The organism is Mycobacterium sp. NAZ190054, from assembly GCF_001545925.1.
GTDB lineage: Bacteria > Actinomycetota > Actinomycetes > Mycobacteriales > Mycobacteriaceae > Mycobacterium.
Map to the genome: position 1 here is coordinate 1 of NZ_LMVQ01000067.1, position 13,832 is coordinate 13,832.

Annotated in this window: 11 protein-coding genes; all 11 read right to left on the reverse strand. The window is 69.9% G+C overall.

What is annotated here, in order from left to right:
• The coding region (proB, locus tag ASJ79_RS06420) for a glutamate 5-kinase (protein WP_231750748.1) at nt 1–677 on the reverse strand (677 nt) is incomplete at its 3' end.
• Nucleotides 674–2,122, reverse strand: coding sequence for a GTPase ObgE (gene obgE, locus ASJ79_RS06425; protein WP_067953901.1), 1,449 nt, complete (start codon nt 2,120–2,122; stop codon nt 674–676). The genes obgE and proB, both read right to left, overlap by 4 nt.
• An 83-nt stretch (nt 2,123–2,205) precedes the next feature.
• A complete protein-coding gene (rpmA, locus tag ASJ79_RS06430) occupies nt 2,206–2,472 on the reverse strand; it encodes a 50S ribosomal protein L27 (RefSeq protein ID WP_067953902.1) in 267 nt (88 codons plus the stop codon).
• An 18-nt stretch (nt 2,473–2,490) separates the two neighbouring features.
• Nucleotides 2,491–2,814: a 50S ribosomal protein L21 gene (gene rplU, locus ASJ79_RS06435; RefSeq protein WP_067953903.1), complete on the reverse strand. Its 324-nt coding sequence runs from the start codon at nt 2,812–2,814 to the stop codon at nt 2,491–2,493.
• Between the two features lie 157 nt (nt 2,815–2,971).
• Nucleotides 2,972–5,869, reverse strand: coding sequence for an Rne/Rng family ribonuclease (locus ASJ79_RS06440; protein ID WP_067953904.1), 2,898 nt, complete (start codon nt 5,867–5,869; stop codon nt 2,972–2,974).
• 310 nt (nt 5,870–6,179) lie between these two features.
• A complete protein-coding gene (gene ndk / locus ASJ79_RS06445) occupies nt 6,180–6,590 on the reverse strand; it encodes a nucleoside-diphosphate kinase (protein ID WP_067953905.1) in 411 nt (136 codons plus the stop codon).
• 10 nt (nt 6,591–6,600) lie between these two features.
• On the reverse strand, nt 6,601–6,984 hold the full coding sequence (locus ASJ79_RS06450) for a DUF4233 domain-containing protein (RefSeq protein ID WP_067953906.1): 384 nt from the start codon (nt 6,982–6,984) through the stop codon (nt 6,601–6,603).
• Entirely contained in the window at nt 6,981–8,390 is a 1,410-nt protein-coding gene (locus tag ASJ79_RS06455; RefSeq protein ID WP_067953907.1) for a folylpolyglutamate synthase/dihydrofolate synthase family protein, read from the reverse strand. Before ASJ79_RS06455 ends, ASJ79_RS06450 begins: the two co-directional genes overlap by 4 nt.
• Entirely contained in the window at nt 8,387–11,080 is a 2,694-nt protein-coding gene (locus ASJ79_RS06460; protein WP_067953908.1) for a valine--tRNA ligase, read from the reverse strand. Before ASJ79_RS06460 ends, ASJ79_RS06455 begins: the two co-directional genes overlap by 4 nt.
• 80 nt (nt 11,081–11,160) lie before the next feature.
• Complete coding sequence (locus tag ASJ79_RS06465) at nt 11,161–12,411, reverse strand: trans-acting enoyl reductase family protein (protein ID WP_067953909.1); 1,251 nt, start codon at nt 12,409–12,411, stop codon at nt 11,161–11,163.
• Nucleotides 12,412–12,422: 11 nt separating this feature from the next.
• A partial coding sequence (locus ASJ79_RS06470) for a prolyl oligopeptidase family serine peptidase (RefSeq protein ID WP_156448302.1) occupies nt 12,423–13,832 on the reverse strand: 1,410 nt, incomplete at its 5' end.

A 13,832-nucleotide genomic window follows, 5' to 3' on the forward strand; every position in this document is an offset into this window, starting at 1 on the left:
GACGTCGACGGCAGGCTCGCGATCTCCCGGCTGGAGCCGATCCGATGAGGAACCGGCTGCGCGTACTGGCCTTCGACCTGCTGGCGCCCGCCGCGGTGGTGGCCGCGCTGGTCTACATCGGGGTCGCTGTCGTAGAGACCGTCGATGTCGGAGAGCAGGATCAGCGCATCGGCACCGACGAGGTGGGCGACCAGAGCGGAGAGCCGGTCGTTGTCACCGAACCTGATCTCGTTGGTGGCCACGGTGTCGTTCTCGTTGACGATCGCCACCGCATGCAGGGCCCGCAGCCGGTCGAGTGTGCGCTGGGCGTTGGTGTGCTGCACCCGCATCGAGATGTCGTGTGCGGTCAGCAGCACCTGCCCGACGGTGCGCTGGTACCGGCCGAAGGCCGCGCTCCACGAGTTGACCAGCGCGACCTGGCCGACGCTGGCCGCGGCCTGTTTGGTCGCCAGATCGGTGGGACGCTTGGTGAGCCCGAGCGGCTCGATGCCGGCCGCGATCGCACCCGAGGACACGATCACCACGTCGGAGCCGGCCTTCATCCGCGTCTCGATGGCATCGGCCAGGGACTGCAGCCGGCTGGTGTCGAAGACGCCCGACGGCGTCGTCAGCGCCGTGGTGCCGATCTTGACGACCACCGAGCGCGCCGTCCGGATCGCTTCCCGGTGCGCGCTCATTCGTCGACGCCGCCACTCTGCCGGCGCGCCTTCCGTGCCGCCTTGCGTTCGTCGGCCGAGACGCGATCGCTCTGTTCGAGGCGCACATCGGTACCGCGGCCGGTCAGCGGCACGTCGACACCGGCCGGGGTCTGTGGTTCCCAGTCGAAGGTCATGTCGCCGATGGTCACCGCGCATCCGGGCCGGGCGCCGAGCTTGAGGAGTTCGTCCTCCACGCCGAGGCGCGCCAGCCGGTCCCCGAGGTAACCGACGGCCTCGTCGTTGTCGAAGTTGGTCTGGGCGACCCACCGTTGAGGCCGGGTGCCCTTGACGACGAATCCGCCCTGGCCGTCGGGCTCGACGGAGAACGCCGTCTCGTCGACCGGGATCGGCCGGATCACCGGGCGGCGCGGCACCACGGCCGGCTGGCTGGCACGGTAGCCGGCCACCATGTCCCACAGCGCGAAGGTCAAGGGCCGCAACCCTTCCCGGCTGACGGTGGAAATCTCGAACACCGGCCAGCCGAACTTGGCGGTAACGTCGTCACGGACGAAGCCGGCCAGTTCCCGGGCGTCGGGGACGTCGATCTTGTTCAACACCACCGCACGGGGACGTTCGGCGAGATCACCGAGGGTCAAATCCCCCTGCAGGGTCGGCGTATACGCCGCGATCTCAGCCTCCAACGCCTCGATGTCGGAGACCGGGTCACGGCCGGGCTCGAGCGTCGCGCAGTCGACGACATGCACGAGCACCGCGCAGCGTTCGATGTGACGCAGGAAATCCAGTCCGAGACCCCGCCCCTCCGAGGCGCCCGGGATCAGGCCCGGTACGTCGGCGACGGTGAAGGTGTGTTCGCCCGCCGAGACGACACCCAGGTTTGGCGCCAGTGTGGTGAACGGATAGTCGGCGATCTTCGGCTTGGCCGCGGAGATCGTCGACACCAGCGAGGACTTGCCCGCCGACGGGAAACCCACCAGCCCGACGTCGGCGACGGTCTTGAGTTCCAGGGTGAGGTCACGGGCCTCGCCCTTCTCCCCGAGCAACGCGAAGCCGGGCGCCTTACGGGCCCTGGAGGCCAACGCGGCGTTGCCGAGACCACCGCGACCGCCTGCGGCGGCTTCGAAGCGGGTGCCGGCTCCCACCAGGTCGGCCAGGATCTGGCCGTGCTCGTCGAGCACGACGGTCCCGTCCGGAACCTTCACCTCCAGGTCGGCGCCGGCGGCCCCGTCCCGGTTGCTGCCCGCGCCCTGTTTGCCGTTGGGCGCGACCACGTGCGGGTGGAAGTGGAAATCGAGCAGGGTGTGGACCTGAGGGTCGACGACGAACACGATGCTGCCGCCTCGCCCGCCGTTGCCGCCGTCGGGTCCGCCCAGAGGTTTGAACTTCTCGCGATGCACCGACGCGCAACCGTTGCCGCCGTTACCGGCCCGCGCGTGAATGACGACGCGGTCGACGAACCGGGGCATCGGACATCCTTTCCATGACGAAATCTACGTTCTGCCGGCCTGACGCGTGAAGCTTGCGGCGAAACGTCGATCTCGCGTGAAAGTCAGGCCTCGGTGCGGGTGACGCGGACGACGTTGACGGTCTTGCGGCCGCGCTTGCTGCCGAACTCGACGGCGCCGGGGGCCGTGGCGAACAGCGTGTCGTCACCGCCACGGCCGACGTTCACGCCGGGATGGAAATGAGTGCCCCGCTGCCGGACCAGGATCTCGCCGGCCTTGACGACCTGCCCGCCGAACCGCTTGACCCCGAGCCGCTGGGCGGCTGAGTCGCGACCGTTGCGTGAGCTGGAAGCGCCCTTCTTGTGTGCCATGTCTTCTCGCTCCCGTCGTTACTTGATGCCGGTGACCTTGAGCACCGTCAGCTGCTGACGGTGACCCTGGCGCTTGTGATAGCCGGTCTTGTTCTTGAACTTGTGGATGCGGATCTTGGGGCCCTTGGTGTGCTCCAGGACCTCACCGGTGACCGCGACCTTCTCCAGCGCCGACGCGTCGGTGGTCACGTTCGCACCGTCGACCACCAGCGCGACGGGCAGCGACACCGTGGCGCCGGGCTCGGCGTCGAGCTTCTCCACCTTGACCACGTCACCGGCGGCGACCTTGTACTGTTTGCCACCGGTCTTGACGATCGCGTACGTGGCTGTTTGGGCTGCCATCGCTAGGTCATCTCCTGCTTTGCGTGCGGGCGCGCATCACCCGGGGTGTGCGTGCGGGTCTGGGTGGGATCTCGTCCCGTCTCCGGCCCGCCGGGAGGGCAGGCCCTGGAGACAACTGGTCAAGGGTACGTGACCAGCGGGTAGAGAATCAAACCGCTCAGTCGCGACTGGGCGGACCAGCGGGTCGGGCCGCCGCGCGGCGGCGGTGCCGGCCTGCCGGGCGGGCCAGGACGACCGGCTCGTCCTCGTCGGAGTCCTCGTCATCCGAGTCGTCCTCGGAGTCCTCGTCGGAGTCCTCGTCGTCGGAGTCGTCGAGGTCCTCGATGTCGTCGTCGTCCTCGTCGTCATCGTCGTCGAGGTCGATCTCGTCCTCATCCGAGTCCTCCTCGTCCGAGTCGTCGGAGTCCTCGTCGTCGAAGTCGTCGTCGAGTTCGTCGTCGTTGCCGCCGCGGGTGGCGGCCACCGTGGCGTCGGCGTCGAGCTCGGCGACCTCGTCGGGCGCCACCGCGGTGTCATCGTCCTCGTCGCCGTCCTCGTGCCTGCCGTTGGCGGCGGCCATCGCCTTGAACATCGGGTGCTCACCCGGCGAGTGCGCGGGCACCTTGGCGACCTGGACCTCCTGCTCGGTGCGCCCGCCTCGCTTGCCCCGCTTGCTGCGGCGACCGCCGCCGGACTCGGACTTGCGGTTGTTGCCGGCGGTGGCTCCCGAGTCCACCGGGTCGCCGTGCAGCAGGATGCCGCGGCCGGCGCAGTGGCTGCACGTCGTCGAGAAGGCCTCGAGCAGCCCGGTCCCGAGCCGTTTGCGGGTGAGCTGGACCAAGCCGAGCGAGGTCACCTCGGACACCTGGTGACGGGTGCGGTCCCGGGCCAGTGCCTCGGTGAGCCGGCGCAGCACCAGGTCGCGGTTGGACTCCAGCACCATGTCGATGAAATCGATGACCACGATGCCGCCGATGTCGCGCAGCCGCAACTGCCGCACGATCTCCTCGGCGGCCTCCAGGTTGTTGCGCGTCACGGTCTGTTCGAGGTTGCCGCCCGATCCGGTGAACTTGCCCGTGTTGACGTCGACGACCGTCATCGCCTCGGTGCGGTCGATGACCAGCGTGCCGCCCGACGGCAGCCACACCTTGCGGTCCATCGCCTTGGCGAGTTGTTCGTCGATGCGGTGCACGGCGAACACGTCGGGCGCGTCCGGGTTTGCCGGCTCGTACTTCGTCATCCGCGGCAGCAGCTCGGGGGCGACCGCGTTCACGTAGTCGGTGATGGTCTTCCACGCGTCGTCGCCCGACACGGTCAGTCCGGTGAAGTCCTCGTTGAACAGGTCGCGGATCACCTTGACCAGCACGTCGGGCTCTTCGTAGAGCGCCACCGCGGCGCCGGCCTTCTTCTGGGTGATCTCGGCGGCCTTGGCCTCGATCTCGGTCCAGCGCTTCTGCAGACGCTCCACGTCGGAGCGGATGTCCTCTTCCTTCACGCCCTCCGACGCGGTCCGGATGATGACCCCGGCGTCGGACGGGACGACCTCGCGCAGGATCTCCTTGAGACGCTGCCGCTCGGTGTCGGGCAGCTTGCGGCTGATCCCGGTCGAGGAGGCGCCCGGCACGTAGACCAGATAGCGGCCGGCCAGCGACACCTGGGTGGTCAATCGGGCGCCCTTGTGCCCGACGGGATCCTTGCTGACCTGCACGACGACGTAGTCGCCCGGCTTGAGCGCCTGCTCGATCTTGCGGTTCTGGCCGCCGAGGCCCGCGGCCTCCCAGTTGACCTCGCCGGCGTAGAGCACACCGTTGCGGCCGCGGCCGATGTCGACGAAGGCGGCCTCCATCGACGGCAACACGTTCTGCACGATGCCGAGGTAGATGTTGCCGACCAGTGACGTCTGGGCGGCCGAGGTGACGAAGTGCTCCACGACGACGCCGTCTTCGAGCACCGCGATCTGCGTGTAGCGCGCGCCCTCGTGCGGCGGTTCGGTGCGGACCTTGTCGCGGACGACCATCATCCGTTCGACCGCCTCGCGGCGGGCCAGGAATTCCGCTTCGCTCAGGATCGGGGGCCGGCGCCGGCCGGCGTCGCGGCCGTCCCTGCGGCGCTGCCGCTTGGCCTCCAGCCGTGTGGAACCGCTGATCCCCTGGATCTCGGAGTCCGACGAGCTCTTGTCGCCACGGCCGGACTTCCGGGGCTCGCGCTCGTGGACGACGGTGTTGGGCGGATCGTCGGGCGAACCGCTGTTGTCGCCGTCGTCGTCGGACCCGGACTTGCGGCGGCGACGCCGGCGGCGCCTGCGGGTGGTGCCGTCGCCGCCGGAGCCATCCTCGTCGCTGCCGTCCTCGTCGGAGTCGTCGCCGTTCTCGGACTTGTCGGTGTCGGTGTCGCCGTCGGTGTCGGAGTCGGCGGACTCGTCGCCGTTCTGCTCACCGCGCCCGCGTCCGCGTCCGCGGCGCCCACGCCTGCGGCGTTTGGCGGCGGGGCGGCCGGCCTGCTCGTCGTCGCCGTCGGAGTCCGAATCGGAGTCGTCGCCGTCGTCGTCGGACTCGTCATCGCCGTCGTCGAGGTGGTCGTCGAAGCGCACCGGCTGAGGGGCGACGAACAACGGCAGATAGTCCGCGGGTTCGCCCGCCGGCGCGGCCGGGGTCTCCAGGATCAGCCGGGACTCGGGCTCCTCCTCGGCGACCACGTCGGCAGCCGCCTCGGGCTCGGCCTGGGGCTGCGGGGCTTCGGGCTGGGGCGCAGGCGGCTCGGGTGCGGGGGTCGCGGCCTCGGACTCGGCGTGTGGGGTGTCGGGCTGCGGCTCGGGTGCGGGGGCGGCCAGCACCTCACGGACCCGGTCGGCCTCCTCGCGCCCGATGGTCGAGTGCGCGCTGCGCGCGCGGCCGTCGAGCTCGATCAACGCGTCGATGATGCGCCTGCTGGTGGTGCCGAGCACCCGCGCCAGCGAGTGGACCCTCAAGCGTTCGGGTACCGCTGCGTCCTTGGTGTCCCCAGGCGAATCCGCGGCGAGCCGGGGCTCTTCCGCGGGGTTGTGGGTCGGTGCCTGAAAAATCTCATTGTCGGCCACGTATTCTCCTCAAGCCCCCGGGCGCGTCGTGTTCTGACGCGGCCACGCGAGGGCTTTTGATGTTGTTCCCCGGGCTACCTACTCCCGGACGTCCTATGGTCTCGCTCCGAGTGATCCCGAAGGAACGGTCTCGGTGCCGGTCTGAATGATGGCTGGACGGTCCGCGCCGCACCGCGGTTCACGGTGGTCGCGCTGTCGAAGTCTTCATTCGGGTGATCGACCCGGGTTGTAAGGCCGGTCACCCGCGACCAGTATCCCACATGTCGGAGAGTGCCCCGCGTAGGCGGGGTTAGCTCGGGCGAGGCGGCCGTCAGCGGCCGGGGAACCAGAGGCCGATCTCGCGGGCCGCCGACTCCGGCGAGTCCGACCCGTGGACCAGGTTGAATTGGGTCTCCAGGCCCAGGTCACCGCGGATCGTGCCGGGCGTGGCCTTCTCGACGGGATCGGTTCCACCGGCCAGCTGCCGGAACGCCGCGATTGCCCGCGGGCCCTCCAGAATCGCCGCGACCACCGGCCCCGAAGTGATGAACTCCAGCAGCGACGGGAAGAACGGCTTGCCCTCGTGTTCGGCGTAGTGCGCCCGGGCGAGGTCGTCGCCGACGTTCTTCAGCTCCAGCGCCGCGACGGTCAGACCTTTGGCTTCGATCCGGCTGATGATCTCGCCGATGAGGCGGCGCTGCACACCGTCGGGCTTGATCAGGACGAGAGTTCGCTCAGTCACGACGCACAGACTAGTCGTCGGCCGGGCGCTGCCCCGGAAGCAGCCCTCGCTTCTGCCGGCGCAGCACCTCCGCGCGCAGGTAGGCGATCAACAGCCAGACCACGGCGAACAGCAGACCGATGAAACCCACGGCCGGATAGATGAACCATCCCGCGACCAGGACGAGCTGCACGCCGAGGTTGGCCCAGATCGCCCATGGACGGCCCTGGATGCCCGCCATGAGCACCAGCAGCACGGCGAAGCCGACGACGTAGACCGTCGACAACGGGGTCAGCCCGGGTCCGACGGTGCCGACCACCGGCAGCGCCAGCAGTACCACGATGGCCTCCAGGATCAGCGTCCCGGCCATCACCCCGCGGAAGCTCTTCCACGGATCCGGGGCCTGTTCGGTCATGCCGGGTCCTTTCCGAACAGAGTCCGCGCCGCACCCGCGGTGACGACCGAGCCGGTGATCACGATGCCGGAACCGCTCATGCCCGCGGCGTCCCCGTCGTTGCCGGAATCCTCGACGAGGGCGGTGGCGGTCTCGATCGCATCGGGCAGCGTCGAGGCGGTGATCACCCGCTCGGGACCGAAGATCTCCTCGGCCTTGACCGCCAGCGCCGCCACCTCCAGTGCCCGCGGTGACCCGTTGTGGGTCACCACGATCTGATCGAGCACGGGTTCGAGCGCCGCCAGGATGCCGTCGACGTCCTTGTCCCCCATCACCGACACGACGCCGACCAGATACCGGAAGTCGAACTCGTCGCGCAGCGCCTCGGCGAGCGCGGACGCCCCGGCCGGGTTGTGCGCTGCATCGATGAAAACTGTTGGCGCACTGCGCATCCGCTCCAGACGTCCGGGAGACGTCACGGCCGCGAACCCGGCGCGCACCGCGTCGACGTCGAGTTGACGTTGGGCACCGGCGCCGAAGAACGCCTCGACCGCCGCCAGCGCCAGCACCGCGTTGTGGGCCTGGTGCTCACCGTGCAGCGGTAGGAAGATCTCCGGGTACACACCCCCGAGGCCCTGCAGCTCGAGCAGCTGCCCACCGATGGCGACCTGCCGGCCGAGCACCGCGAACTCCGAATCCTCCCGGGCCACCGCCGCGTCCGAGCGCACCGCCTGCGCCAGCAGGACCTCCATCGCCTCGGGCAGCTGGCGCGCCAGCACGGCGACGGTGTCCGTCGGGACGAGGTCGTCGGCCTGGCGGACGATGATTCCGGCTTTCTCCGAGGCGATCTCGGCGATCGTGTCGCCGAGGTAGTCGGAGTGATCGATCCCGATCGGGGTGATGACGGCGACCGGCGCGTTGATCACATTGGTCGCGTCCCAGCGGCCGCCGACCCCGACCTCGACGACGGCGACGTCGATCGGCGCGTCGGCGAACGCCGCGAACGCCATCGCGGTGACGACTTCGAACTTGCTCATCCGGGGGCCGCCCGCGGCCTCGGACTGCTGGTCGACGAGCTGGACGAACGGCTCGATCTCCCGATAGGTGTCGACGTAGGTGGCGGGGCTGACCGGCTTGCCGTCGATCGAGATGCGCTCGACCGCGGACTGCAGATGCGGGCTCGTGGTGCGCCCGGTGCGCCGGTGCAGGGCGGTCAGCAACGCGTCGACCATCCTGGCGACCGAGGTCTTGCCGTTGGTCCCGGCGATGTGGATCGACGGGAACCCGAGCTGGGGTGATCCGAGCATCTCCATCAACGCCGAGATCCGCGCGGTGCTCGGCTCGATCTTGGTCTCGGGCCAGCGCTGATCGAGCAGGTGCTCGACCTGCAGCAGCGCGGCGACCTCGTCGGGAGTGGGTTCGGTCATGACAGTGCGGCCAAGCGGGCCGTGATGCGCTCCACCTCCTCGGTGGCCACCTGCTGCCGGGCCCGGATCTTGTCGACCACCTCCGCGGGCGCCTTGGCCAGGAATGCGTCGTTACCCAGCTTGGCGGTCGTGCCCTTCAGCTCCTTCTCGGCGGATGCGAGATCCTTCTCCAGCCGGCGGCGTTCGGCCTCGACGTCGACGGTGCCGGAGGTGTCGACCTCCACCACGACGGTCCCCGCCGACAACCGCACCTCCACCGACGCCGACGGGGCGAACCCGTCGTCCGCGCCGGTCAGCCAGGCCAGCGCGCGCACCGCGGGCACGTGGTCGTCCAGACCGGCCGCGCCGATGCCGGACAGCCTGGCCGGCACCCGCTGGCGGTCGGCCAGACCCTGGTCGCTGCGGAACCGCCGCACCTCGGTGATCAGCTTCTGGGCATCGGAAATACGTTGTGTCGCACCCGAATCGACGGCATGACCGGCCGGGGCCGGCCAGTCGGCGATCACCAGGGACTCTCCGCCGGTCAACGTCTTCCACAGCACCTCGGTGACGAACGGCATCACCGGATGCAGGAGCTTGAGCAGGACGTCGAGCACGAAGGCCAGCACCGCTGTGGTCCGGGCGGTGTGCCCGTCTTCCGCGCCGAGCTGCACTTTGGCGAGCTCGACGTACCAGTCGCAGAACTCGTCCCAGGCGAAGTGGTACAGCGCCTCGCACGCACGGCTGAACTCGTAGCCGTCCAGCGCCGAATCGACTTCGGCGCGAACCTCTTCGAGCCGGCCGAGGATCCACCGGTCGGCGTCGGTGAGCTCGGCCGTCGCCGGCAGCGGGGCCGGGCTGGCGCCGTTGAGCAGCGCGAAGCGGGTGGCGTTGAACAGCTTGGTGGCGAAGTTGCGGGACGCGCGGGCGTGGTCCTCGCCGATCGCGAGGTCACCGCCGGGGCTGGCGCCGCGGGCCAGCGTGAACCGCAGCGCGTCGGCGCCGAACTTCTCCACCCAGTCCAGCGGGTCGATGCCGTTGCCGCGCGACTTGCTCATTTTGCGGCCGAACTCGTCGCGGATCAGGCCGTGCAGGAACACATTCTGAAACGGCACCTGTGGACGGGCGCCGTCCGCGGCCTCGCCGCCCGTGACAGCGGCGTCGTGCCCGACGAAGGTGCCGAACATCATCATCCGCGCCACCCAGAAGAACAGGATGTCGTAACCGGTGACCAGCACCGTGGTCGGATAGAACTTGGCCAGCTCGGGAGTGCGGTCCGGCCAGCCCATCGTCGAGAAGGGCCACAGGGCCGAGCTGAACCAGGTGTCCAGCACGTCGGGGTCCTGCTCCCACCCCTCCGGCGGCGTCTCGTCGGGCCCGACGCACACCGTCTCGCCGTCGGGTCCGTGCCAGATCGGGATGCGGTGACCCCACCACAGCTGGCGCGAGATGCACCAGTCGTGCATGTTGTCGACCCAGCCGAACCACCGCGGTTCCAGGCTGGGCGGGTGAATCACGGTGTCGCCGTTGCGAACCGCGTCACCGGCGGCCTTGGCCAGCGATTCCACCTTGACCCACCACTGCAGGCTCAGCCGTGGCTCGATCGGTTCACCGCTGCGTTCGGAATGGCCGACGCTGTGTAGATACGGACGCTTCTCGGCGACGATGCGGCCCTGTTCGGCCAGCGCCTCACGCACCGCGACGCGGGCCTCGAAGCGGTCCATACCGTCGAACTGTGTTCCGGTGTCGGTGATCCGGCCCTTGGTGTCGAGGATGGACGGCATCGGCAACTGGTGCCGCAGACCGATCTCGAAGTCGTTGGGATCGTGTGCCGGTGTGACTTTGACCGCGCCGGTGCCGAATTCGGGGTCGACGTGGGTGTCGGCCACGATCGCGATGTCGCGTTCCAGGAACGGGTGGGGCAGCGTCTTGCCGACCAGGTCACGGTAGCGTTCGTCGTCGGGATGCACCGCGATCGCGGTGTCGCCGAGCATCGTCTCCAGCCGGGTGGTGGCCACCACGATGTGCGGTTCGGCGTCGTTCATCGAGCCGTACCGGAAGGACACCAGCTCGCCCTCGACGTCCTCGTATTTCACCTCGAGGTCGGAGATCGCGGTCTCCAGCACCGGGGACCAGTTCACCAGCCGCTCGGCCTGGTAGATCAGGCCGGCGTCGAACAGCCGCTTGAAGATCGTGCGCACGGCCCGGGACAGGCCCTCGTCCATCGTGAACCGGTCACGGCTCCAGTCCACACCGTCGCCGAGCCTGCGCATCTGGGCGCCGATGGTGCCGCCCGATTCGCGCTTCCAGTCCCACACCTTGTCGATGAACAGTTCGCGGCCGAAGTCCTCTTTGGTCTTGCCGTCGACGGCCAGTTGCTTCTCGACGAGGGTCTGGGTGGCGATGCCGGCGTGATCCATGCCCGGCAGCCACAGCACCTCGTACCCCTGCATGCGCTTCCGGCGGGTCAACGCGTCCATCAGCGTGTGATCCAGCGCGTGCCCCATGTGCAGACTGCCGGTCACGTTGGGTGGCGGCAGCACGATCGAGTAGGCCGGCTTGTCGCTGCCGGGGTCGGCGGTGAAGTAGCCGGCCTCGACCCAGCCGTCGTACAGGTCGGCCTCGACCGCTGCCGGGTCCCAGGACTTGGGCAGGGCGTCGAGCTCGGGGGCGCGCCGGGCGGCACCGTCGGGATTGGGCTGGGAGGTCACCGAGCCATTCTAGGAAGAGGCCGCGAACCGCTTCTGCCCGCCCGACGGGGGGCCGTCCGGATGCTCGCGCACCGGTGCGTTCAGTCGAGCCGCGACACGTCCAGGCTCACCCCGGCGGCGGGGAACCGGGCCAGCAGCGCATCGCCGATCGCCGCGGCCGGGGTCAGGATTCCGTGCAGGTCGGGGAGCTTGTCGCGGTCCAGCGCCAGCGCCAGTCCGCTCTCGCCGAGCAGCACCGACGTGGCCTTGTAGCCGGGGTCGCCCCGCTGCGACATCCGCGCGACGTAACGGGCACCGGTCGAGGTGGTGGTGTAGGTCTCGACGGTGTAGTGCCCACGTTCGCGGGTCTGCTCGCCGGGCCCGGTGCCCGGTTTGGGGAGCACGCGCTCCAGCGCCGCGCGCGGCACCCGGTTCAGGAAGCGGCCGCCGAGCTCGATCGTCGCGACGTTGCCCGCCGTGGCCATCGCGGCGGCGACCGGCGCGGCGATCGAGCGCCCGGTGCTCATCTGCTCGGCGTATTCGAACCGGCGGCCGTAGGCGTGGTCCAGCAGCGCGTTGCTGCGCCGGACGATGCGGGTGTTCGGCAGCGCCATCGCGAACGCGCCGACCCAGTAGCCGTCGAGTTCGGGGGCGATCTCGCGGCCGCGCCGCCACCGCGCGTCGGGCTCGGCACCGCGGTCGGGCGTCAGCGTGTACGGGTCGTTGAGCGCGCGCCGCGCTTCGGGGTCCAGCGACGCCTCGCGGGCCCGTTCGGTCATCGACGCCACCGTGCCGCCGGACACGCCGCCGGCGAGCCTGCGCACGACGTAGTTGGTGTCCGCGAGGTCACCGGTGCCGTCGTGCTCGGCCCGGCGGTACAGCGCGAACACGGTGAGGTCCGACGGAATGGAGTCGAAGCCGCACGCGTGCACGATCCGGGCGCCGGTGTCGGCGGCCTGCTTGTGGTGCAGGTCGATGCACCGGCGCACGAACAACGTCTCACCGGTGAGATCGGCGTAGTCGGTGCCTGCCGCCGCGCACGCCGCCACCAGCGGCATGCCGTACCGCAGGTAGGGGCCCACCGTCGTGATCACCACCCGGGTGCGTGCCGCCAGTTCGTTCAGCGTGGACGGCTGCGACGCGTCGGCGACGATCAGCGGCCAGTCCTGCGCCGGCTCCCCGAGCGAGTCCCGCACCGCCAGCAGCCGATCCGCAGAGCGGCCCGCCAGCGCGATGCGGGCGCCCGTTCCCGCGTGGGCGAGGTACTGCGCGGTCAGCTTCCCGACGAATCCGGTGGCCCCGTAGACGACGATGTCGTGTTCGCGGTCGCGTGGGGTGGCCTCGGCGCTCATGCCACCCGACGCTACCCGAGCGTTTCGGGCAGCTCGGCGTGTTGTCCGAGCACGTGGTGGCCCAGGAAAGCCAGCACCACCTGGTACCAGATCTTCGCGTGCTGCGGGCTGAGCACCCAGTGGTTCTCGGACGGGAAGTACAGGAACCGGTGCACGGTGGCGCCGTCGTCGGCGGCCGGCAGCGCCGACTTGCTGAGCAACTCGTACCAGAGCCGCAACGCTTCGCCGATCGGCACGCGGTAGTCCTTGTCGCCGTGGATCACCAGCATCGGGGTGGCGATCTCGGAGACGAAGAGGTGCGGCGAGTTCGCGCTCGTCATCTCGGGCGTCATCTCCCTGGCCCACCAGTAACCGCCGTCGGTGGTCGCACCGAACTGGTCGAGCGCCCACAGGCTGGCGTGCGTGACGATCGCGGCGAACCGGTCGGTGTGCCCGGCGATCCAGTTGGCCATGTACCCGCCGAACGAGCCACCCATCGCCGCGGTCCGTGTCGCGTCCACGCCGGGGTGGGCGCACGCCGCGTCGGTCGCCGCCATCAGATCCGTATACGGCGCGAAACCCCATGCACCCCAACCCCGTTGAATGAAATCTTGGCCGTACCCGGTGGACAGTGCCGGGTCCGGCAGCAGCACCGCGTAGCCCCGGGCGGCCATCAGCCACGGGTTCCAGCGCCAGTGCCAGGCGTTCCAACTGGCCAGGGGGCCGCCGTGGATCCACAGCAGCAGCGGCGCCGGCCGCCCGTGGTCGGGAAGCACCAGCCATGACCGCACAGTGCAGCCGTCGTCGGACGTCGCGGTCACCTCGGCCAGGGTCCCGGGAAGTTCGGGCAACGCAACGCAGTCCAGCACGGTCACCGATCCGTCGGCGTCGATGCGGACCGGGTGCTGGGGCGTCGTGTACGAACTGCGGAGCGCGAACAGCACGCCCCGGGGAGCCGGGTGCACGTCGGAGTAGGTGAAGTCGTCGGCCACCACCGGGCGCACCGCGCCGCTGCGCGGATCGACCGCGAAGATCGGCCCACGGCCGTTGTCGTCGGCGGTGACGATCACCGCCGAGCCGTCGGCCGACCACGTCACCGATGTCGGCCACCTGTCCCATCCGGCCGTCAACTCGACCGGTTGCTCTCCGAAACGCAGCAGACACAACGTGATTCGTGGGGCCTGCTGCGGCGTCGAGATGGTCTCCCGGGTGTAGGCCACCGACCGGCCGTCCGGCGAGACGGCCGGGTTGCCGAGGTCGGCCTCCCGGTCGTCGACGAGCGTGGTCCGTTCCCCGGTCGCGGTGTCGACCCGGACCAGCGGATCAGCTCCGGCACCCGGAACGCGCCCTCCCAGTTGGTGTTCTTCTCGCTGCGGAACGGGGTGGTCGCGCCGTCGGGCCACGTGTTGGCATGTGGTCCGTTGTCGGTGGAGTAGACGACG